Annotated in this window: 3 protein-coding genes; all 3 read right to left on the bottom strand. The window is 64.4% G+C overall.

Annotated elements, in window-relative coordinates; genetic code table 11:
- Positions 1-3: 3 nt before the first annotated feature.
- Genes macA through ACI77D_RS24080 form a run of 3 tightly spaced genes read right to left on the bottom strand, consistent with a single transcriptional unit; the run spans position 4 to position 25,387 of the window.
- Positions 4-1,146 (bottom strand): macrolide transporter subunit MacA, encoded by a 1,143-nt coding sequence (gene macA / locus ACI77D_RS24090; protein ID WP_208604455.1) that lies wholly within the window; start codon positions 1,144-1,146, stop codon positions 4-6.
- The gene (locus ACI77D_RS24085) at positions 1,143-12,479 is read right to left on the bottom strand and encodes an amino acid adenylation domain-containing protein (RefSeq protein ID WP_407017625.1); all 11,337 of its coding nucleotides are present in this window, start codon (positions 12,477-12,479) and stop codon (positions 1,143-1,145) included. The genes macA and ACI77D_RS24085 overlap by 4 nt, the downstream gene beginning before the upstream one ends.
- On the bottom strand, positions 12,476-25,387 hold the full coding sequence (locus ACI77D_RS24080; protein ID WP_407017624.1) for an amino acid adenylation domain-containing protein: 12,912 nt from the start codon (positions 25,385-25,387) through the stop codon (positions 12,476-12,478). The genes ACI77D_RS24085 and ACI77D_RS24080 overlap by 4 nt, the downstream gene beginning before the upstream one ends.
- Positions 25,388-25,485: the final 98 nt, after the last annotated feature.

Genomic DNA, 25,485 nt, shown 5'->3' with positions numbered 1-25,485 from the left:
GCGTCAGCTCCCCGCCACAGCGGGCGTCGCGTCGCCGATCACGACTTTGTCGCCCTCGGCCAGGCCCTCCAGAATCTGCACTTTGACGTTGTTATTGATCCCGGTCTTCACGTTGCGCGACACGGCTTTGCCCTTGGCATCCAACACGCGCAGCGGGTAACTGCCATCGGCGTTGCGCGCACCGAGCGCCGCCACCGGCACCATCAATGCGGACTGGGCGGTGTCGAGCACGATGCGTACCTGCGCAGTCATCGCGATGCGCAGGCGGTGTTCGGGGTTGGGCACGTCGAACAGTGCGTTGTAGAACACCGCGGTGTTTTGCTTGGGTGTGCCAGCCGTCTGGGTTTCGAGGAAGTTCTGCGGCGCCGGCTCAGTGCCGCGCAGCTTGGCGTAGTAGCGCTTGTCGGCCTCACCCAGGATAGTGAAATACACCTGCTGGCCGGGGCTGATATGGATCACATCCGCTTCGGACACTTGAGCCTTGACGGTCATGGTGTCCAGGTCCGCCAGCTTGAGCAGCACCGGTGCCAGTTGGCTGGCGATCACGGTCTGGCCTTCCTGGGTGACGATGCCCACCACATCGCCGTCGATAGGCGCGACGATACGGGTGTAGTCCAGGTTGACCTTGGCGGTGTCGATCTGGATATGCGCGCTTTTTATCTGCGCATCCAGGGACAACAGGTTGGCCTGCTGCACCTGGAACGTCGATTCGGCGTCTTCGAAATCCTGGCGCGAGACCGACTCGTCAACCTGCAAGCCTTTATAGCGCTCGTAAACCGACTTGGCCTGTTTGAGTTGAGCGGCCGTGGCACGGCGCTGGGCCTGCAGGTTTTCCTCGTCAACCTGGGCTTTGCGCAGGGTATTCTGCAGGATCAATGGGTCGATTTCGGCAAGCCATTGGCCCTTTTTCACCTTGTCGCCGACTTTGACTTTGAGGGATTTCAATTGGCCGGAAACCTGGGAGCCGACATCCACTTGCTTGACGCCTTCCAGCACCCCCGTGGCCAATACAGCGTTTTCGATGTCACCCCGTTCGGCCGTAGCGGTCAGGTATTGCGGGGCATCGGCGGGTGCTTGCACCGTGTAGACAACCAGACCGGCCGCAATGGCGACTGCCAGGAACACGCCTGTTTTACGAAACTTCACGAAACCACCTCCCCAATCACCACACCTTCCAGCCACCACTGCGCAAGCCCGTGAACATTCGGGGCCTTGAGCAACGTGAAGTGATTCCCGCCGCCATACCAAACCTCCAGGCCACTGCCCTGACGCTGCCAACCGTCGATCATTAACCCCTGCTCCCGTTGATTGCCCGCCGCATCCAGCGCCGGGTCCTGCGCCAATACCAATCGCACAACCCCGTGGTAGCGTTGGGTCGGTCGATACACCGTGCGCAAGGCTGCGGCATACGTGCGTGCGGGCCCCGCCATCGCGTCCACACTGGCACGCGCCGGCAACAAACCAACCGCGACCATCCCGGCGTGAAGCCACTGGCGCTGCGCCACTTCATCGCGCCCGGCAAACACCACAGGGTCGATGTCCAGGGACTTTCCGGCGGACAACTGCATGGCTTCGATCAACCGCAACAATGCCGCCGTCGACGTATACGGCCGCCCTACCACGCCATTGCCGCCCGGCGACTCACTGTCGATCACCGTCAACGACGCCACCTCTCGGCCCATCGCCTGCAACTGCACGGCCATCTCCAGCGCGACCCAGCCGCCGAACGAATGCCCGACCAGATGCACCGGCCCGCGCGGGCACTCCTGCTCCAGCGCCGTCAGATAACACTGGGCTGCCGCTTCCACCTGGCTATGGGGCACCGCCTCGCCATCCAAGCCTCGTGGCTGCAACCCGAACAGCGGCCAGTCGCGCCCCAGCGCTTCACTCAATCCGACAAACCCGGTGACGCTGTCCCCCGCCCCAGGTACGCAGAACACTGGCGCATACCCCGCCCGCCCGCTCTGAATGCGCAACAGCGGCTGATGCACCCCTTCCTTCACCGCCGAACCTGTCGCCAGCGCCTCGCTCATCGCACGGCCCAACGCCTGAATGTGCGGCGCCTGCATCATGCTCTGGTGGTCCCCTGGCACGTCTATCCGGCGCAATTGCCCAGGTGCCAACGCATCCTCCCAACCCAGCGAAACACTGCGCCGCGACAACTCGGTGGGCCGCTCCATGGCGCTGAAGAGCTGCACCGGAACCGGCAACGCAAACACGCTGTAATGCGCCAGCGCATGCCCATGCCCCACTTCCCGCTCGATAAAGCTCAAGAGGTCCGCGTCCGTAGCCGCTGCCATTTGCGCGTATAGCAAACCTTCATCGCGACAGCGTTGCAGCAGAGCCGCAAAGTCCAGCTGTCCAATGCCCGCCTCCAACTGTTCAAGGCTCGCCAGCTCATCCACACCTCCCTGTGCTTTCCAATACGCTGTGCACTGCAACAACAAATGCCGCTTCAGGGCATCCGGCCCGCTCCAGCGCGCCTTGCCCTGGTCGGTCATGCGCGGCACGTAGCTGTCGATCAAACCGAGGAACTCAACCGCTTCATCCAGCCCCAGCAATTGCATCGCCACTTCATACGCCAGCACGCCGCCGAACGACCAGCCCGCCACACGGTAAGGCCCATGGGGCTGAACGCTGCGTATCAGGCCGACCAAGCGGGCCGCCAGGCCTTCCATGGTGTTCAGGTGCGCCTCACCGAGTGCCAGGCCCGCCAGGCCATAGATCGGATAATCACCGGGCAAGTGTTGGCCCAGTGCCGGGAAGTACACGTCCATGCCGCTGAATTCGTGGATCAGGAACAGCGGCTGCTGCGAGCCGCTGCTGCGCACCGTTATCAATGCACTGTCACGCACCACCGGTTCATCCGTGCGCTGGCGCAGCATTGCGGCCACGCTGGCGACGCTGGCGTGCTGGAACAACTCGGCCAGAGACACCTGCAGGCCGGCTTCATCCATCAGGTTGACCAGTCGAATCGCCAGCAATGAATGCCCGCCCAGTTCAAAGAAACTGTCGTGTCGCCCGATCTGTTCCAGCTTCAAGACACCGGCCCACAGCTGTGCGAGGGTGTGCTCCAACGCATCGGCAGGCGCTTCAAAATCGCGGTGGGTAAAGGCGTCCAAGGCCGGCAAAGGCAAGGCTTTGCGATCGACCTTGCCATTGGCTGTCAGCGGCAAATGCGCCAGCGGCACATAGGCCGACGGCAGCATGTAGTCCGGCAACTGGCCATGCAGGTGCGCACGCACGTTGTCGATGCCAACAGGCGCGGCCGCCCAGGTGAAATACGCCACCAGGCGCTTGTCACCCGGCACGTCCTCACGCGCCAGCACCGCCACGTCCTGGATGCCCGCAAAGCTCGCCAGGCGTGCTTCGATTTCACCCAGTTCGATGCGAAAGCCGCGGATTTTCACTTGGTCGTCATTGCGCCCGATACATTCCAGCAGGCCATCCGCCGTCCAGCGGCCAAGGTCGCCGGTGCGGTACATCAAGGCGCCCGCGTTGAACGGGTCATCGACAAACTTTTCCGCCGTCAGCTCCGGCCGGTTCAAGTACCCCTTGGCCACACCGTCACCACCGATGCAAATTTCACCGGTCACACCCAGCGGCACCGCCTGCAATTGCGCATCCAGCACATGGATTTGCGTGTTGGAAATCGGCCGCCCCACCGGCACACTTTCAGCGTCATCCGCGACAGCGCGCACTTCATAAGTGCAGGCGTAGGTGGTGGTCTCCGTCGGCCCATAGCAATGCACCAGGCGCAAGGCGGGCGCGCGGGCCAGCAGGGTGCGGAACGCCGCCGGGTCGGCACGTTCGCCACCGCACAACAGCACGCGCAAGCCGGCCAGCGCCTCGGGAATCATCTGCACGTACTGGTTGAACAGCGCCGTGGTGACGAAGAGCACCGTCGCCCCGCTCAACGCCCGGCCGAAAGCCGCCGGCTCGAGCAACGTCGCGTGGTCGATCACCTGCACCTGGCCGCCGTTCAGCAGCGGGCCCCACACGTCCATGGTGCTGGCGTCGAACGCCGGGTTGGAGGCAAACGCCACGCGGTCGGCGGCATTGAAGTCGGCGTAGCCGTTGTTAAGCACCAGGCGCGTGATGCCGCGATGGGGCACCAACACCCCCTTCGGCGTACCGGTGGAACCGGAGGTGTACATGATGTACGCCACGCTGTCCGAGGCCTGCGACAGGTCCGGGTTGTGGCTCGGTTGAGGGTCAAGCGCCAGGTTGTCCAGGTCGAGGCGCCGGGCCGGGTACTCGATGGCGGCATCGCTGCGGGTAATGACCCAGGTCGCGCCGCTGTCCTGCACCATAAAGCCCTGGCGTTCGGCGGGCGCGTTGATGTCCAGCGGCACATAGGCAGCGGCGCATTTGAGGATCGCCAGTTGGCTGACCAGCAGGTCCAACGAGCGCGGTAGCAGGATCGCCACATTATCGGCAGGACGCACGCCCAGGCTCAATAAGTGATGAGCCAGGCGGTTGGCGCGAGTGTTCAGTTCGCCGTAACCGAGCACTTGCTCGCCGTGCAACGCCGCCAAGGCATCCGGTCGTGCCTGGGCCTGGGCTTCGAACAGGCGCTGCACCGTGTGTTCGCGGGGAAACGCCCGGGCGGTAGCGTTGAAGTCCGCCAGCTGTTGGCGCTCAGCGGCCGGCAAGATTGGCAGGCAGCCGATAGCGATTTCGCGATTGTGCTCCAGCGCCTCCACCACCTGTTCAAGTGCAGTGTGCAGGTAGTCACACAAACGTCGGGCGCCCGGCCCCATGGCTTCAAAGCGGAAGCCATCGCCCAGGTCATCCACGCTCACCGACAGCCCGTAACTGGTATGTTCCTCGGCCTTGAGCAACTGAATGCCCTGCCATGCCGCCGCCACGCCACCGGCTTGCGGCGCGCTGTGACGGTAGTTGAACAGCACGCTGAACAACGGCGTCGCCACCGGCACCTTACTGCAACGTTGGGCCAGCGCCAGCGGCGCATGTTCATGGCTGAGCAGTTGGGTCAGCCGTGCATGGGTTGCACGCAGCGCCGTACGCACTGAGTGTTGGCCCAGGTCGACCCGCAACGGCAAGGTGTTGATAAACACGCCCATGGCCCGTTCGGCGCCTTCGCCCCCTTGCAGGCGACCGAGCATCACCGTGCCAAACACTACCTGTTCGCGGCCGCTGACTTTGCCCAGTACATGGGCCCAGGCCATATGCATCAGGCTGGCGGCGCTGACACCCGATTGGCGCGCCTGGGCACGCAGGCGCTGGCTCAATTGAGGCTCAATTGCCCGCTGAACCTTTTCATCGGCGCCCAGGTTTGCGACCTCGGTTGGCTCGTCGATCTCACCCAGCATCTCGCGAAAGAAGGCCTCGTGATCATCAAGCCCCAAGCGAGTCTGGGCCACATAGTTGCGATACGGCACCGCCGCGCCCAATTCTTTCTCTTGCCCCAACAGAAACGCCTGCATTTCATGCTGCAGGATTTCCAGCGCAATGTGGTCCATCACCACGTGATGGAAAAGCAACGTGGCGACCACTCGTTGCGGCTCCTGTGTATACACCAGGCGCATCAAGGGGGCTTGGGCCAGGTCCAGGCGCTGCGGCAACGGGCCTGTTTCGACGCTTAACGAGGCCTCACGCCAAACCACCTGCACCGGCTCTTCCAGACCGTCCCAATGGAAGGACGAACGCAGGATGTCATGTCGCTGGATCACCGCCTGCAACGCCCGGGCAAAGGCTTGCAGGCGCAGCGGACTGTCAAAGGCAAACTGCGCCTGCAGCAGATAAGCATCACCGTCGAGCACGGCGCGATGGTGATAAAGGATGCCCGCCTGCAACGGTGCCAGCGGGTAGATGTCCTGCACATTCGCCGCACCGCCGGGGATGCAGGCGACAATGCGCTCGATGGCGGCCTGGTCCAACGCGATCAGCGCGAGCATGTCCGGCGTGATATGGGCGCAATCAGCGGCAATGCGATTGGCCGGCACCGCGACTTCGCGACCGCCACCGAGCGCGGCAGCCAAGGCGGCCAGTGTCGGCTGACCAAACAGCACTTTCACATCCGCCGACAACCCGAGGCGGCGCATCCGGCCCATCAGGCTGACCGCCAGCAATGAGTGCCCGCCCAGTTCAAAGAAATTGTCGTGACGGCCCACGCGTTCCACATTGAGCAACTCGGCCCACAGGCTGGCCAGGCTGATTTCCGTATCGCCTTGCGGCGCTTCGTACTCGCGCACCACCACCGAATCCAGGCCCGGCGCCGGCAGGGCCTTGCGGTCGAGCTTGCCGTTGGGGCTCAACGGCAGCCCATCCATGTGCACGAAAATCGCCGGCACCATGAACTCAGGCAAGTGCTGCAGCAGATGGCTGCGCAAATCGTCGATGTCGCTGTGAGTGCCGGTGTAATAGGCGACCAGCCGCTCTTCGCGGGCCACCACGGCGGCTTCGTTGACCTGAGGATGCTCAAGCAGCCGCGCCTGGATTTCGCCCAGTTCAATACGCAAACCACGGATCTTCACCTGGTCGTCATTGCGCCCCAGGTACTCGAGAGTGCCGTCGGCCAGGTAGCGGCCGACGTCACCGGTGCGGTACATCCGGCCGTGGGTAAACGGGTCGTCAAGGAAACGCTCGGCGGTCAACTCCGGCCGGGTCAGATAGCCCCGCGCCACTTGCACGCCACCAATGAACAACTCGCCCACCACGCCCAACGGCACCGGCTGCAACTGGCTATCGAGCACATACATGCGTGTATTGGCGATGGGTTTACCGATGGGCGTATTGTCCGGCGTCACCGCGCCTGCGCAGTTCCACGCCGTCACATCCACAGCGGCTTCGGTCGGGCCATACAGGTTATGCAGCGCGCTGCCTGGAAGCTGTTGTTTAAACCGTCGCACCAGACTGCCCGGCAAGGCTTCACCGCTGCACATCACGCGTACCAGCCCGGCGGCCTGAGTCACATCGCCGTGGGCGAGGAACACATCGAGCATTGAGGGGACGAAATGCAAGGTGGTGATGTGTTCGGCCGCAATCACTTCGCACAGGTAAACCGGGTCTTTATGCCCGCCCGGGCGCGCCATCACCAACCGTGCTCCGGTAAACAGCGGCCAGAAGAACTCCCACACCGACACGTCAAAACTGAAGGGGGTTTTCTGCAGCACCGTGTCCTGCGCCGTGAGCCCATAGGCGTCCTGCATCCACAGCAGGCGGTTGACCACACCCGTATGGTCGTTGATCACGCCTTTGGGCTGGCCGGTGGAGCCGGAGGTGTAAATCACATAGGCGCTCACGCCCTGAACGCCGAGGTTGTCGACCGGTTGATGCTGCCAGGTCGGCTGGTCCAGGTCGACCACCGCGACCTCGCCCAGCAACCCACGCGTAGCGCCTTGGGCCAGGACCACTGCCGGTGCGCTGTCCTGCAACATGTAGGTAATGCGTTCGTGTGGATAGGCCGGGTCCAGCGGCACATACGCCGCGCCAGCCTTGAGAATCGCATACAAGCCGATGACCATCTCCAGGCCCCGCTCGACGCAGATCGCCACGCGCGAATCCGGCTGCACGCCCAGCGCCCGCAGGTGATGGGCCAACTGATTGGCCTGCGCGTTCAGCTCGGCATAGGTCAGGTGCTGCTGGCCCGCCTTGATCGCCATCGCGTCCGGCGTGCGCGCCACCTGCGCTTCGAACATCCCGTGCAAGGTCTGCTCAAGGTTGTAACTGACGGCGGTAGCGTTGAAATCGAACAGTAAATGCTGCCGCTCACGCTCACCCACCAGCGGCACATGCTCCAGCACCGCCTGGTCGTTATCGACCATGGCCTGCAGCACGCGGGTGAAGTAGCCGACATAACGCTGCACGGTCGATTCATCAAACAGTGCCACCGCATACTCCAGCGCACCGAGAATGCTGCCCTGCACTTCGCCGAGGTTCAGCGACAGGTCGAACTTGGCAAAGTGGCTGTTCTCGACGATACCTTCCAGGGCCAGATCACCCAGCGCGAGGATCGGCGCGCTGCTGTCCTGCCAGGTCAGCAGCGTCTGGAACACCGGGCTATGGGCCAGGCTGCGCACCGGCCGGGTGATTTCCACCACCTGTTCGAACGGCAAGTCCTGATGGGCCTGCGCTTGCAGCGTGAGCGCCTTGACCCGCGCCAGCAACGCCTCGGTGCTCAACTCGCCCGACGTGTCGATGCGCACCGCCAGGGTGTTGACGAACAGGCCGATCAACCCTTCGATTTCGCTGCGGTTGCGGTTGGCAACCGGCGAGCCGATCACCAGATCGTATTGCCCGGACAGCCGCGCCAACAGCGAGGCCCAGGCGGTCATCAAGGTCATGTACAGCGTGGTGCCGTGGCGTTGGCTCAAGGCCTTGAGCCCGGCGGTGAGGCGTTCATCCAGGCGCACTTCGACGCTGCTGCCGGCATAGTCCTGCTGCGCCGGGCGTGGGCGGTCGGTGGGCAGCGTGAGCAAGGCCGGCGCACCGGCCAGGGCTTGCTGCCAATAACTGCTTTGGCGCTGCAGCACTTCACCACTGAGCCACAAGCGCTGCCACACGGCAAAGTCGCCGTACTGAATCGGCAACGGCGGCAACGGGTCGGGCCGGCCGTGGCTGAAGGCTTGATACAGCGCCATCAGTTCGCGGGTCAGCACGCCCATCGACCAGCCATCGGAGACGATATGGTGCAAGGTCAGCAACAGCACATGGTGCTCGTCCGCCATCACCACCAGTCGCCCGCGCAGCAACGGGCCGCGCTCCAGGTCAAACGGCGCCGAGGCCTCGCCGTGGATCAACGCATCCAGCGCCTGTTGGGGTTGCGGGTGACGGCGCAGGTCCTGCACTTGCAAGGGCAGCACGTCTTCGGCGGGCACGATCAGCACATGGGCGTCGTCGCCGTGCTGGGCAAAACGACTGCGCAGGGTTTCGTGGCGCGCGACGATACGCGCCAGCGCCCGTTGCAAGGCCTCGACATGCAACTGCCCACGCAAACGCAAGCCGATAGGAATGTTGTAGGCCGTGTTGGCACCTTCCATCAGCGCCAGAAACCACAGGCGCTGCTGGGCGAAGGACAGCGGCACAGCTTCATCACGGTTGGCCGGGAGGATGGCCGGCAACGTGCTGCGCCCCGAGCGGGCCAGCACCTCGGCGACCGCCGCCAGTTCGGCATTGGCAAACAAGTCGCCGAGGTTCAGCTCAACCCCCAGGCGCTGGCGCACTTGCGACACCATGCGCATCGCCAGCAGCGAGTGCCCGCCCAGTTCAAAGAAGTGATCGCGGCGCCCGACACGCGCTACGTGCAGCACATCTGCCCAGATCTGGGCGAGCACGCTTTCGATCTCGCCCTCGGGCGACTCGTATTCGCGGGTAAACACGGCCGCCCTATCGGGCGCCGGCAGGGCTTTGCGGTCGAGTTTGCCGTTGGCGGTCAGGGGCAGCGCGTCAAGCTTCACATAGGCAACCGGCACCATGTAGTCCGGCAGGTGCGCCACCAGATGGGCGCGGATATCATCGATGGCCAGCGGGTCGAGCTGAACATTTTCAGTGAAGTAAGCCACCAGTCGATCCTCACGGACCAGCACCACGGCCTCCTGAATCCCGGGCAACTGGTTGAGCTGGGTTTCGACCTCGCCCAGCTCGATGCGCACGCCACGGATTTTCACCTGATCATCATTGCGCCCCAGGTACTCAATAGTGCCGTCCGGCAACCAGCGCGCCAGGTCGCCGGTACGGTACATGCGGCCCGCATTGAACGGGTCTTGCAGGAAACGTTCGGCCGTCAGTTCCGGGCGATTCAAATAACCGCGCGCCACGCCCTTGCCGCCCACATACAGCTCACCGGCCACCCCCAACGGCACTGGCCGTTGTTGTTCGTCCAGCAGGTACACCGTGGCATTCGCGACGGGTTTGCCGATATGCAACGGCTGGCCAACCTCAACCTTGCCGGAAGTGGCAACCACCGTGGCCTCGGTGGGCCCGTAGTTGTTGATCAACTCGAAACGCTGGGCACGCGCGAACTGACGCAGGCGATCGCCGCCAATCAGCAAGGTGCGCAGCGTGGGATGTTCGATCTGTTGGCTGAACGCGTACTCAGCCACCGGCGTGGGCAGGAAGCACACGTCCAGCGGCTGCACGCACCACCAGGCCAGCAAGGCGTCGATGTCTTGCGCCCCGTCATTGGCGGGCGGCAGGTGCAAGGTCGCGCCGACACACAGCGCCGGCCACACTTCCCAGGCCATCGCATCAAAGCCGAAACCGGCGACGCTGGCAGTGTGGCGCCCGGCACACAGGTCAAAGGCACGGCAGTGCCAGTCCACCAGATTGGCCACCGTGTGGTGTTCGACCATCACGCCTTTGGGCAGGCCGGTGGAGCCGGAGGTGTAGATCACATAGGCGAGGTTCGACGGGGTCGCGGCGGCCTTGGGGTTGCCGGCCGAATGGTGCTGCCAGGTGAAGCGGTCCAGGTTGATCACCGGCACTTCAAGGGCGGGCAGGCGTTCCAGCAGTGCGTGCTGGGTCAACACCGCCACCGGGGCGCTGTCGGTCAACAGGTAATTCAAACGCTCGGCCGGGTGTGACGGGTCGACCGGCACATAGCAGGCTCCGGCCTTGAGGATCGCCAGCAACCCGGCCAGGGTGTCCAGGCCACGACGGGCGACGATGGCCACGCGATCGTCCGGTTTGACGCCCAGCGCCAGCAGGTGATGGGCCAGCAGGTTGGCTTGCTGATTCAGCTCGGCGTAGGTCAGTTGGCGGCCCTGGTGCACCGCTGCGATGGCCTCGGGCGTGCGGGCGGCCTGGGCTTCGATACGCCCGTGCAATGTGGTGCCCTGCGGGAAGTGGGCCTGAGTGGCGTTGAACTGCTCCAGCAGTTGTTGTTGCTCGGCGGCAGGCACCACCGACACGAGGTTAAGCGCCGTATGCGGCGCTTGCTCCAGCGCGGTCACCAGGTTTTCCAGGGCGGTTTGCAGGTAGGCGCAGACGCGCTGCGGGTCGACCAAGGTGCTGGCGAGCAGGCTCAAGCCGAAGCCGTCGCCGAGGTCATCCACACTCAACGTCAGCGGGTAGTTGGTGCGTTCTTCGGCGCTGAGCGCGACGATCCCTTGCCAGGCCGATACCGCCGCGTTACCGGCCGCCGGCGCACTGTGACGGTAATTGAGCAGGGCACTGAACAGCGGCGTCGGCGCCACCACCCCGCTGCAACGCTGGGCCAGCGCCAACGCGGCGTGCTCATGGCGCAGCAAGGTGGTCAGCCGTGCGTGGGTGGCCTTGACCCCGGTGCGCACGTCCTGGCCATCCACGTCCACGCGAAACGGCAGTGTGTTGATGAAAATCCCCAGCGCCCGATCGGTGTCATGGCTGCCTTGCATGCGGCCCATCAGGACGGTGCCGAATACCACCTGTTCTTTGCCGGCCAGTACCCCCAACACCTGAGCCCAGCCCATGTGGAACAGGCTGGCGGCACTCACCCCGAGTTGCCGGGCTTGCGCGCGCAAGCGCTGCCCCAACGCCGGCGCCAATGGCAGGCTGACTTCGGCAATGCCCCGGGCATCGCCCTGCACATCCTGTAAACCAAACGGTAAGGTCGGCTCGCTGATATCGCCGAGCATCTGGCGGAAGAAACCTTCGTGTTCCTGCTCGCTGATGCCCAGTCGCGCCTGGGCCACATAGTTGCGAAACGGCACGGCCTGGCCCAGCGCTGCGCCCTGCCCCAGCAAGCACGCCTGCAGTTCGTGGCACACCACTTCGAGGGCGCTGTGGTCGAGGGCCATATGGTGGAACAGCAAGGTGGCAACGATGCGCTGATTCAGCGGGTCTTCGGCACGAACCAGGCGCAGCAGCGGCGCCTGCGTGACGTCGAGTCGGTAGTGGCGGGCGTCGAACAGCGCGTGCAGTTGCGCGGCGATGTCGCCATCGGCAGGGTTCAGTTGAAGGGCCTGCACCGGCAGACGCGCCTGGCGCCACACCACTTGCGAGGGTTCCTGCAAGCCGTCCCAGACCACGCCGGTACGCAGGATGTCGTGGCGGTCCATCACGGTTTGCAGGGCCTGGGCAAATGCCTCAAAGCGCGCCAGGTTGTCGAACGCAAACTGCGATTGCATCACATACGGGTCACCCTGTTCGGCGCTGACGTGGTGGAACAGAATGCCTTCCTGCAAGGGCGCGAGCGGGTAGATATCCTGGATATTCGCCACGCCACCGTCGACGGTCGAGACGATACGGTCGATCTCGTCCTGGCTCAGCGTCGACAAGGTCAGCATGGCGGGTGTGATGCGCTCGGCACCCGCCGGGATAGCATTGGCCGGCACTTCGACTTCACCGGCCTTGCTCGCCGAATACTCCCCGGCCTGGATCAACGCGATCAGCGCGGGTTTGTGTTCACGCAACGCGGCAAGGATCGCCGGGTCGCTCAGCGCTTGTTTATTGCCTTGCACCGACAACTGCTCGCCCTTGAGCGCCAGTTGGATGTCCTTGGTTTTCAGCGTCGCCAACAGCTCAAGAATACTCACAGGACGATCTCCATTCGTTCGGTTATGGCGGCGTAGCCGGCCAGGGTCGGCTGTTCAAACAACGCCCGCACATCGGCTTCCATGCCTTCCTGGCGCAGGCGTCCGATCAAGCTCACGGCGAGCAGCGAATGCCCGCCCAGTTCAAAGAAGTTGTCATGGCGCCCTACCCGCTCCACCTTGAGCAGTTCCGCCCACAGCTGCGCGAGGAGGATCTCGGTGTCACCTTGCGGCGCCGCGTACTCACGCACGATCAGCGCCTCCATGCCTGGCGCGGGCAAGGCCTTGCGGTCGAGCTTGCCGTTGGGGCTCAGGGGCAACGCGTCAAGGTGCACGAACAGCGCGGGCACCATAAAGTCCGGCAACTGAAGCAACAGGTGGGCGCGCAGGTGTTCGATGTCGGCCGGCACACCGGTGTAGTAAGCCACCAGGCGATCTTCGCGGGCCACCACCGCAGCTTCCTTGACCTGCGGATGCTCCAGCAGTCGCGCCTGGATTTCGCCCAGTTCGATGCGCAAACCGCGGATCTTCACCTGGTCATCGTTGCGGCCCAGGTACTCGATATTGCCGTCGGGCAAGTAGCGGCCGACGTCACCGGTGCGGTACATACGGCCGCCCGTGAAGGGGTCTTTGAGGAAGCGCTCGGCGGTCAGCTCAGGCCGATTCAAGTAGCCGCGCGCCACTTGCACGCCACCGATAAACAGCTCGCCGACCACCCCCAACGGCACCGGTTGCAACTGTGCATCCAGCAGGTACATGCGCGTGTTGGCAATCGGCTTGCCGATGGGCGTGTTGTCCGGCACGTCGGGGCGTGCACAGTTCCAGGCCGTCACATCAACGGCCGCTTCGGTCGGGCCATACAGGTTGTACAGGCCGATCCCCGGCAGTTGTTGCTTGAAGCGCCGCACCAGGCTGCCCGGCAAGGCTTCACCGCTGCACATCACGCGCACCAGCCCGGCGGCCTGGCTCACATCGCCCTGGGCCAGGAACACATCGAGCATCGACGGCACAAAGTGCAGCGTGGTGATGTGCTCCGCTGCGATCACTTCGCACAGGTACGCCGGTTCCTTGTGGCCACCCGGGCGCGCCATCACCAGGCGTGCGCCGGTAAACAGCGGCCAGAAGAACTCCCACACCGACACGTCGAAACTGAAGGGGGTTTTCTGCAGCACCGCGTCATGGGCCTTGAGGCCGTACGCGTCCTGCATCCACAGCAGGCGGTTGACCACGCCAGCATGCTCGTTGATCACGCCCTTGGGTTGGCCGGTGGAACCGGAGGTATAGATCACGTAGGCCTGATGCTGGGCGGTGAGGCCCGGCACGTGGGGGTTGGCAGCGGACTGGTGTTGCCAGGTGTCCTGGTCCAGGTCGAGTACCGGCACGTCGCCGAGCAACTCAACGGTTGCGCCCTGCGCCAGCACCACGACGGGCGCGCTGTCTTGCAGCATGTAGGCAATACGCTCCGCTGGGTACGCCGGGTCGAGTGGTACATAACCGCCACCGGCCTTGAGGATGGCAAACAGGCCGATGACCATGTCCAGGCTCCGCTCGACGCAGATACCCACGCGCGAATCCGGCTGCACGCCCCGCTCGCGCAGGTGATGGGCGAGGCTGTTGGCGCGTGCGTTGAGCGCCTGATAGGTCAGGTGCAGGTCACCGGCTTTGACCGCGATGGCGTCCGGCGTGCGCTCGACCTGGGCTTCGAACAGGCCGTGCAGGGTCTGCTCGAGGTTGTAGTTCACCTCCGTTGAGTTGAATTCGACCAGCAGTTTTTGCCGCTCGTCATGGCCTAGAATCGGCAAGCGATTGAGCGGCTGATGCGGCGCCTGCTCCAGGGCTTCGACCAGCCCGGCCAAGGCTATTTGCATATAGCCACACACCCGTTGCGCGTCGATTTGCGCCAGGGCGGTGACCTCGTAGCCATCGCCCAGGTCATCCACGTTCAAGGTCAGCGGGTAGTTGGTGCGCCCGTCGTTGACCAGGGTTTGCATGCCTTCCCAGGCCTGTTGCGCATCTGCCGATTGAGTCGCGGCGCCGCGATGGCGGTAGTTGAGCATCGAGCTGAACAGCGGCGCCGGTGCCGCCACCCCACTGCAACGCTGCGCCAGCGCCAGCGATGCATGCTCATGCCCCAGCAACGCGGTGAGTCGGGCGTGGGTCGCACGCACCGCAACGCGGGCACCTTGCGCGTCGATTTCCAGGCGCAGCGGCAAGGTATTGATAAAGACCCCCAGCGCCCGGTCAGCGCCCTCGCCGCCTTGCATGCGGCCAACCAACACCGTGCCGAACACCACGCTGTGACGCCCTGACGTGGCCGCCAGCACTTGGCCCCAGGCCAGATGGAACAGGCTCGCCGTGCTCACGCCGAGCAAACGGGCCTGGGCGCGCAGGCGGCGGTTGAGGTCGCTGTCCAGGCGCAGGCAGTGTTCTTCGATTTCGCTGCCGTCGCCGCGCACATCCTGCAAGCCGAACGGCAAGGTGGGTTCGTCCACATCACCGAGCATCTCGCGAAAGAAGCGTTCGTGTTCCTGTTCGCTGACGCCCAAACGCGCCTGGGCCACATAGTTGCGGTACGGCATCGGCGCCGCCGTGGGGGCCGGGTGACCGAGCAGATAGCCCTGCATTTCGCGCAGCACCACGTCGAATGCGGTGTGGTCGAGGGCGATATGGTGATAGAGCAGCACCACCACGACACGCGCGTTGGCCGGGTCATCGGCATACATCAGGCGGATCAGTGGCGCCTGGCTGATATCCAGGCGGTAGCGCCGCGCATCGAAACGCTCGTGCAGACCGGCCAGTACATCGCCTTGCAAGTGCAGCGCCTGCACACTCAGCTCGGCCTTGCGCCACACCACTTGCAGCGGTTGCGCCAAGCCCTCCCACACCACACCGGTGCGCAGGATGTCATGGCGGTCGATGACCTTTTGCAGCGCCTGGGCAAAGGCATTCAGGCGCTCCACACTGTCGAAAGCCAGGTGCGATTGCAGCAGGTACGGGTCACCCTGCTCGGCGGTGATGTAGTGATAAAGAATGCCTTCCTGCAACGGCGCCAGCGGGTAGATGTCTTGCACATTGGCGGCGCCACCGGGGACGCAGGCGACCACCTGATCAATCGTCGATTGGTCGAGTGTCACCAGCGCGAGCATGTCCGGGGTGATGCGTTGGCAGTCGGCGGCGATGCGGTTAGCCGGTACCTGCACTTCGCGACCACTGCCCACGGCGGCGGCCAGGGCAGCGAGCGTTGGCTGGCTGAACAGCACGCGCACATCAGCGCTGAGGCCGACCTGGCGCATGCGCTCGATCAGGCTGACGGCCAGCAGCGAATGGCCACCCAGTTCGAAGAAGTGGTCGTGACGGCCGACTTGCTCGACCTGCAACACCTCGGCCCAGATACGCGCGAGGGTGGTTTCCACCTCACCTTGAGGCGCTTCATAGTCGCGGCTCAGCAACGCCGCTTGATCGGGTTGCGGCAGGGCCTTGCGGTCCAGTTTGCCGTTGGCGGTCAGGGGCAGCGCGTCGAGCTTGACGTAGGCTGCCGGCACCAGCGCGTCGGGGAGCTGATCGCGCAGGTGCGCGCGCAGGGTGTCAATCGCCAGCGGGTATTGTTCGGTGAACCAGGAGATCAGACGGCCCTCGCGCACCAACACCACGGCTTCGCCAATGCCGTCCAGTGCCGCCAGGCGGCTTTCGATTTCGCCCAGTTCGACACGCACGCCGCGCACTTTGACCTGGTCATCATTACGGCCCAGGTACTCGATATTGCCATCGGGCAACCAGCGCGCCAGGTCGCCGGTGCGGTACATGCGCCCTGGGTTGAACGGGTCTTGCAGGAAGCGTTCGGCGGTCAAGTCCGGGCGGTTCAAATAACCCCGCGCCACGCCGCTGCCGCCCACATACAGCTCGCCCGCCACGCCCACCGGCACCAGGCGCCGTTGTGCATCGAGCAAGTACGCGCTGGCATTGGCGACCGGCCGGCCGATATGCAGCGCCTGCCCGGCGCGCACACGACCGGAGGTGGCGACCACCGTGGCTTCGGTCGGCCCGTAGTTGTTGATCACGGCAAAGCGCCGCTCTTGAGTGAACTGGCGCAGGCGGTCGCCGCCGATCAGCAGGATGCGCAGGGTCGGGTGTAGCAGGTTCTGGCTGAACGCGTATTCGGCCACCGGCGTCGGCAGGAAGCTCACGTCCAGCGGCTGCGCCAGCCACCAGGCGAGCAATTCGTCGATGTTTTCATTCCCGACATTGGCCGGCGGCAAGTGCAGCGTTGCACCTGAACACAGCGCGGGCCAGACCTCCCAGGCCATGGCATCGAACCCTGCACCGGCGACGCTGCTGGTGTGGCTGCGCGCATCCAGGCCGAAGGCTTCGCAGTGCCAGTGCACCAGGTTTTCCACGGTGCGGTGTTCGACCATCACGCCTTTGGGTTGGCCGGTGGAGCCCGAGGTGTAGATCACGTAGGCCAAGTGGGCCGCAGTCAGGCCAGCGAGCTGAGGATTGCTCACGGCAAGGTGTTGCCGACTGTCGTCAAACAGGTCCAGGCTGGCGACTGCGCCTAACAAATCGCGGGTGCTGGCTTCGGCCAGCACCGCCACCGGCGCACTGTCCTGCAACAGGTAAGCGATACGCTCGGCGGGATACGCCGGGTCGATGGGCACATAACCGGCGCCGGCTTTAAGAATGCCCAGCAGCCCGACCAACATCTGCGGGCCACGACGGCAGCAGATCGCTACCCGATCATCCGGCTGTACGCCCAGCGCCAGCAGGTGATGGGCCAACTGGTTGGCACGTTGGTTGAGCTGCTGATAGGTCAGGGATTCGCCGTCTTGCTGCACGGCAATCGCGTGGGGCTGGCGTTCGACCTGGGCTTCGAAGGCACCCTGGATGGTCTGACCGCTAGGGAAATCGGCGGCGGTGGCGTTGAACTCACGCAGCAGGGTGTCGCGTTCTGCCGGTGGCAGCATCTGCAACTGATTCAGTGCGGTGTTCGATGCCTGCTCCAGTGCCGTGACCAACTGCTCCACGGCGTTATGCATATAACCACACAGGCGCTGGGCGCCGATCTGCGGCAACGCCAGTACGGTCAAGCCAAAGCCTGCACCGAGGTCATCGACGCTGAGGGTCAGCGGGTAGTTGCTGCGCTCTTCGCCGCCCAGCAGTTGCACGCCTTCCCAAATACCGTGGCCGTCGCGGGCCATTTCGTCGGGGGTGCTATGCCGGTAGTTGAGCAAGGCGCTGAACAGCGGCACGGCGGCCGGGACGCCGCTGCAACGCTGAGCCAGCGCCAGGGACGCATGTTCGTGCCCCAGTAAAGCGCTCAAGCGTGAATGGGTTGCCTTGAGCGCACTCGCGGCGCCGCCCGCCACATCAACACGCAGCGGCAAGGTGTTGATAAACATACCCAACGCGCGGTCCGCGCCATCGCCGGCCTGCAGGCGGCCCATCAATACGGTGCCGAACACCACGTCGTCGCGCCCCGACACCCACCCCAACACTTGCGCCCAGGCAAGGTGCATCAGGCTGGCCGCACTGACGCCCGACACACGCGCCTGCTCACGCACCCGCAACGCCAACGCCGCGTCCAGGGGCTGCTCGGCCTCTTCGATATCACGGCCGTCACCCTGCACATCCTGCACGCCAAACGGCAGGGTCGGCTCATCGACATCGGCGAGCATGTCGCGGAAGAACTGCTCATGCTCGGCCACACTGACCCCCAGGCGCGCCTGGGCTACGTAATTGCGGAACGGCGCCGCCACCGGCAAGGCATCCGCCTGATTGAACAGAAACGCACGCATCTCCTGGCCAACCACTTCCATGGCGGTATGGTCGAGCGCCAGGTGGTGGAACAACAGGATGGCGGCGACACGATTATTCGCCGGGTCATGGGCGTAGACCATGCGCAGCAGCGGCGCCTGGGTGATGTCCAGACGGTAATGACGGGCGTCAAAGCGCGCATGCAGTTGTTCAATGATGCCGCCGTCGGCCGGGTCCAGGGCGACTTCCTGCACCGTCAACTGTGCTTCGCGCCAGACCACTTGCACCGGGCTGTCCAGGCCTTCCCAGACCACGCCGGTGCGCAGGATGTCGTGACGCGCCACGACCTGTTGCAGCGCGCCCATAAAGCCGTGCAGGCGCTCAAGGCTGTCAAACGCCATGCGCGATTGCAGCAGGTACGGGTCGCCCTGCTCGGCGCTGATGTGGTGATACAGAATGCCTTCCTGCAACGGCGCCAGCGGGTAGATATCCTGCACATTGGCCGCGCCGCCAGGAACAGTGGCGACGATACGCTCGATAGCGCTTTGGTCAATGTCCAGCAGCGTCAACATCACCGGGGTGATACGCGTGCAGCCCGATGGAATGCCATTGGCCGGCACCACGATCTCGCGCCCGCTGCCAACCGCCGCCGCCAAGGCCGCGAGGCTGGGTTGGCTGAACAGCACGCGCACATCGGCACTCAGGCCGACCTGGCGCATGCGTTCGATCAGGCTGACCGCGAGCAACGAATGCCCACCCAGTTCGAAGAAATGATCATGACGCCCGACGCGCTCCAGCTTGAGCACGTCCTGCCAGATCTGCGCCAGCAGGGTTTCCACCGCACCTTCCGGCGCCTCATAGCCACGGCTGAGCAACGCACTCTGACCCGGCACCGGCAGGCCCTTGCGGTCGAGTTTGCCGTTGGCGGTCAGCGGCAACAGTTCCAGCCAGACATAGGCTGACGGCACCATGTAGTCCGGCAACCGGCCTTGCACGTGGGCGCGCAGCGCTTCGATTTCCAACGGTGCCTGGGCGGTGTAGTAGGCCACCAGGCGTTTATCGCCAGGCTCGTCTTCGCGGGCCATTACCACCGCATCCTTGACGCCAGGGATGGCGGCCAGGCAGCTCTCGATTTCACCGGGTTCGATACGGAAACCGCGGATCTTCACTTGCAGGTCATTGCGCCCCTGGTACAGCAAGTTACCGTCGGCCTGCCAGCAGGCCAGGTCGCCGGTGCGGTAAAGCTGGCCTTCACCGAAGGGGTTCGGAATGAATTTTTCGGCGGTCAGTTGCGGCTGGTTCAAGTACCCCTTGGCCACGCCCGCACCGCCGATATACAGCTCGCCGACCACGCCCAGCGGCAGCGGTTGCTGGCGCGCATCCAGCACGTAGGCCTGAGCATTCGCAATCGGCCGGCCAATCGGGACGCCGCCCGCGCCCGCCGCACTGATCTCAAACGTGGTGGAGAACGTGGTGGCTTCGGTCGGCCCATAGCCGTTCAACAGGTGTTGGGGTTTGCCGTGTTTGAGCACACGGCCGATCACCAGCGGGTCAAGCACATCGCCGCCGACAATCAAGTAACGCAACTGACGGAACACCGGCAGCAACGCATCAGCGTATTGATGGAACAGGCCCGCGGTCATCCACAGCACGCTGACCGCTTGTTCCTGCAACAGCGAGGCAAACGCCGCTTGGGACAACAGCACCGCATGCTCGACCACCACCACGCAACCGCCATTGAGCAACGGCGCCCACACGTCGAGGGTGCTGGCGTCGAAGGCCGGGTTGGAAGCGAAGGCCACACGGTCGCGCTCGTTGAAATCGGCGTAGCCGTTGTTGAGCACCAGGCGCGAGACCGCGCAGTGTGGCACTTGCACGCCTTTCGGTGCGCCGGTGGAGCCGGAGGTGTACATGATGTACGCCACGCTGTGCGACGACTGGACCAGGTCGGGATTGCGCGGTGACAGCGCATCCAGGTTCAGGTCGGCCAGGGCATTCAGCACGTGGCGCGCACCGCTGTCCTGCACCATGAACGCCTGGCGCTCGACCGGGGCGTTGACATCCAGCGGCACATACACCGCCGCGCACTTGAGGACCGCCAGTTGGCACACCAGCAAATCGAGGGAACGTGGCAGCGCAATCGCGACACTTTCGCCCGGTTGTACGCCCTGGTTGATCAGGTGATGGGCCAGGCGATTGGCCCGGCGGTTGAGGTCGCGATAACTCAAGGACAACGCACCATGCACCGCCGCCACGGCTTCGGGACGGGCCAGCGCCTGGGCTTCGAACAGTTGGTGCACGGTGAGCTGCGACGGGTATTCGCGGGCGGTGGCATTGAAACCCACCAGCACTTGGTGGCGTTCGGCTGCGGGTAAAATCGACACCGCCTGCAATGGCGTGGTCGGCGCTTGTTGCAGCGCGGTCACCAGGTGGGCCAACGCGGTGAGCATATAGTCGCCCACGCGCTGCACATCCAGTGTGGCCACGCCTTGTACGGTGAGCGCAAACCCTGTGCCGAGGTCATCGACGTTCAGCACCAGCGGGTAATTGCTGCGTTCTTCGGAACTGAGAATTTCGATACCGGAGGTGGCGAACGGGCTCTCTCCCGGCGCGTCCCCGGCCGCGCTGTGGCGGTAGTTGAGCAGCGTGCTGAACAACGGCAATGAACCCGGCACGCCACTGCAACGCTGGGCCAGTGACAGCGAGGCGTGCTCATGCCCCAGCAACTGCGCCAGGCGTGCGTGGGTGGCGCGTACGCCGGCTTGTACACTGGTCGCGCCGAGGCTGACCCGCAGCGGCAAGGTGTTGATGAACATTCCCAGCGCACGGTCGGCGCCCTCGCCGCCTTGCATACGGCCGAGCAGCACGGTGCCGAACACCACGTCTTGCTGGCCGGAAACTTGCGCCAACACCTGGGCCCAGGCCAGGTGCACCAGGCTGGCGGTACTGACGCCCAGTTGCCGCGCCTGTTCGCGCAGGCCTTGGCTGAGGGCCGGGTCCAGCGGCAGGTGAGCGTCGACGATACCGCTGCCGTCGCCATTGACATCCTGCAAACCGAAGGCCAGCGTCGGCTCGTCGATATCGCCGAGCATGTCGCTGAAGAAGGCTTCATGTTGCGCCTGCGTAGTACCCAGTCGCGCCTGGGCCACGTAGTTACGGTACTGCACCGCGTCCGGCAGTTGCGCGCTGCGACCGGCCAGGCTTGCGCTCATTTCTTCCACCAGCACGTGCAAGGCGGTGTGATCGATCAGGATATGGTGCAGCAGCAGAATGCCGACGAAGCCATCCTGCTGCTGGGCGTAACCAAAATGCATCAGCGAGGCGCGGGACAGGTCGAGGCGATAGTGGCGTGGGTCGAAGCGTTGTTGCAGCTGCGCCAGGGCATCAACACCCTGTACGTCGATGCGCTCAACCGCCAGCGGCGCCTGGCGCAAGACCACTTGTACCGGTTCATCCAGGCCTTCCCAGAGAATGCCGGTGCGCAGGATGTCGTTGCGTTCTATGACGCTGTGCAACGCACGGACAAACGCATCCAGCGCTGTTTGGTCGGCAAAGCTGAATTGCACCTGCAACACGTAGGGGTCGCCCTCGGTGGTTGCCAGGTGGTGATAAAGAATACCGGCCTGCAACGGCGCCAGGCCGTAGATGTCCTGCACGTTGGCGATGCCACCGGGCACGGTGCGCAGGATATGGTCGATAGCGGCCTGGTCCAGCGCCACTAACGGCAACATGTCAGGGGTGATGTGTGCGCTCGTTGGCGCGATCAGGTTGACCGGCACCTCTACGTCCCGCTGCCCGCCCACCGCGCCCGCCAGTGCAGACAACGTGGGTTGACCGAACAGCACGCGCACATCAGCGCTCAAGTCCATCTGGCGCATGCGCTCGATCAACTTGACCGCCAGCAGCGAGTGGCCGCCAAGTTCAAAGAAGTTGTCGTCGCGGCCCACCTTGTCGAGCTTCAACAGCTCCTGCCAGATGCCGGCGATGGCGGTTTCAATCGCACCTTGCGGGGCGGCATAGTCACGCCGCGCCAATGCATCGGCATCCGGTGCGGGCAAGGCCTTGCGGTCGAGCTTGCCGTTGGTGGTCAGCGGGAACTTATCCAGCAGCACGAAGGCGCTGGGCACCATGTATTCGGCCAGGCTCAGCAGCAGGTGGTCGCGCAGTTCGGCGGCGCTGACTTCGTACTCGGCAATCACATAGGCTACCAGGCGCTTGTTACCCGGCTCGTCCTCACGGGCGATCACCACAGCGTCACGCACGCCGTTGGCGGTGGCCAGGCGTGCTTCGATTTCACCCAGCTCGATACGGAAACCGCGGATCTTTACCTGGTCATCGTTACGGCCCAGGTAGTCGATGCTGCCATCGGCCAACAGGCGGCCGAGGTCGCCGGTCTTGTACATGCGCAGGCCGGTGGCCGGGTCGGCCAGGAAGCGCTCGGCGTTAAGCGCATCACGGTTGAGGTACCCGCGCGCCACACCAGCGCCGCCGACGTACAACTCGCCGACCACACCAAACGGCAGCGGCTCGCGATGCTCGTCCAGCACGTAGAGCTGCAGGTCGGGAATACGCACGCCAATCGGGCTCACGCCGACCAACTGCGCATCCGCCGCCTCCAGCGCGCGATAAGTGACGTGCACGGTGGTTTCGGTGATGCCGTACATGTTGACCAGTTGCGTTCCGGCGTTGATCGAGCGGCTGTACCACGGCTTGAGCATGCCGGGTTCCAGCGCTTCGCCGCCGAAAATCACCTGGCGAAAGGAATGCGACTGCGGGCTGTTGCCCTGCGCGGCGATCAGTTGCCGGAAGGCGCTGGGCGTCTGGTTGAGGATGCTCACGCCCGCTTCGCAGAGCAGCGTGTAGCACTCATCCGGCGAGCGGCTGACCAGTTGCGGCACAATCAGCAACTGGCCGCCGTGCATCAGCGCGCCCCAGATTTCCCACACGGAGAAGTCGAACGCGAAGGAATGGAACAGCGCCCACACATCGTTAGGGTTGAAGCCGAACCACTGCTCGGTGGCCGTGAACAACCGCGCCACCTGGCGGTGCTCGATCATCACGCCTTTGGGCAAACCGGTAGAACCTGAGGTGTAGATCACATAGGCCAGGTTGGCCGGGCTGAGGTTGACCCGCGGGTTGACGATGGACTCACCGCGCACGCTGTCGAGGTCAATCGACAGCCGGTCGCCGACCAAATGGCGAGTGTTGGCTTGCACCAGCACCGCCAAGGGTTCGCTGTCAGCCAGGGTGTAGGCGATGCGCTCCAGCGGGTAAGCCGGGTCGATGGGGACATAACCGGCGCCCGCCTTGAGGATGCCCAGCAGGCCGATGATCATTTCCGGGCCGCGCTCCACGCAGATCGCCACACGGCCATCCGGGCGAATGCCTTGGGCCAGCAGGCGGTGGGCGACCTGGTTGGCGCGTTCATTGAGTTGGCGGTAGGTGAGGCGCAGGTGTTCGAAGCGCAAGGCAATGGCGTCGGGCTGGGCGGCGGCGTGGGTTTCGACCTGGTGGTGGATCAGCGCGGTGTCGGTGTAGTGCGCGGGGCTTTGGTTGAGGCTGTGCAGCAGGTGGTGACGCTCGGCATCGGGCAGGATATTCAGGCCGCTCAGCAGTTGATCCGGTCGCTGCTCCAGGGCATCGGCCAGGCTTTCCAGCGCGGTATGCAGGTAACCGGCAACGCGCTGCGCACCGATGGACGCATCCACCATTACCGTTAACGCAACGTCTTCACCCAGGTCATCCACGTTGACCGTCAGCGGGTAGTTGGTGCGCTCTTCGGCGCCCAGCACCTGAATGCCTTCGGCAACCTCGATCACCGCGGCCATATCGGTGGCGGCGCTGTGGCGGTAGTTGAGCATTGCGCTGAACAGCGGCGTCGGAGCCGCCACACCACTGCAACGCTGGGCCAGTGCCAGGGAGGCATGTTCGTGATTGAGCAAGGCGGTGAGGCGCGCGTGGGTGGCCTTGACCTCGGCGCGCACAGCGTGCGCGCCCACATCCACGCGCAGTGGCAAGGTGTTGATGAACATGCCCAAGGCCCGCTCTCCGCCCTCGCCCGCGCCCATGCGACCGAGCATCACCGTGCCGAACACCACCGACTCGCGACCTGAGACCACACCCAATACGCGCGCCAGGGCCACGTGCATCATGCTTGCCACGCTCACGCCAAGCGGTCGCGCCAAGGCGCGCAGGCGACGGCTCACGGCGCTGTCGACGAGAAGACGCGCCTCATCAATACCCTGCCCGTCTCCCCGCACATCCTGCAGCCCGAACGGCAAGGTCGGCGCATCGATATCCGCCAGCATCTCGCGGAAGAACGCCTCATGCGCCTGCTCGCTGACGCCGTGGCGCACTTGGGCGATGTAGCTGCGAAACGCCACCGGCTCGGCGGAGTGGGCTTGCTGACCGGCCAGGTACAACTGGATTTCATGGCGCACCACGTCGAGCGCAGTGTGGTCGAGGATGGTGTGGTGAAACAGCAGCATCGCCACCACACGCTGGTTGGCCGGGTCGTCGGCAAACACCAGGCGCAGCAACGGCGCCTGGCCCAGGTCCATGCGGTAAGTGCGTGCATCGTAGCGCGCCAGCAACTGGGCCAAAGCATCACCGCCGTTCATGTGCGCTTCTTCGCAGGCCAGGGTTGCCTTGCGCCACACCACTTGCAGCGGCTCGTCGAGGCGCTCCCAGGCCATCGACGTGCGCAGGATATCGTGGCGGTCAATGACCCATTGCAGCGCTTGCGCAAACGCATCCAAACGCGCGCGGTTGTCGAATACAAACTGCGCGTGCAGCACGTAGGGATCGCCCTGCTCCGCCGAGAGATGGTGGTAAAGCATGCCCTCCTGGAGCGGCGCCAAGGGGTAGATGTCCTGCACATTCGCCGCACCGCCGGGGATGGCGGCGACGATACGGTCGATGGCCGGTTGGTCGAGGCTGACCAGGGGCAGCATGTCGGGGGTAATGCGGTAGGCCGGGCTCAGCCAGTCACCGCCATGCTCGGCCACCCACTCAAGCAGGCGGGGTTTGTGGGCAATCAGTTGGTCCCACAGCGCGTCATCCAGCGCTTCGTCGTCGCCCAGGATGATCAGGTCGCCCTCTTCCAGTTGCAGACGGATCGCATGGGTGGAAATCGCTGCCAATAATTCGCTGAACTGCATGGGGGTAACCTGCCTGATAAGTCACGGTTGAGGAGAAAGTCCGTTTTCAGCTGCCGCTTGGATCGGGTGTGCTGGGCGCCCTGAAAAAAATCGCGGGC

Origin of the sequence: Pseudomonas sp. O39 (assembly GCF_045447295.1) — a bacterium.
Classification (GTDB): Bacteria; Pseudomonadota; Gammaproteobacteria; order Pseudomonadales; family Pseudomonadaceae; genus Aquipseudomonas; species Aquipseudomonas antarctica_A.
This window is presented reverse-complemented; position numbering and strand designations above follow the sequence as displayed.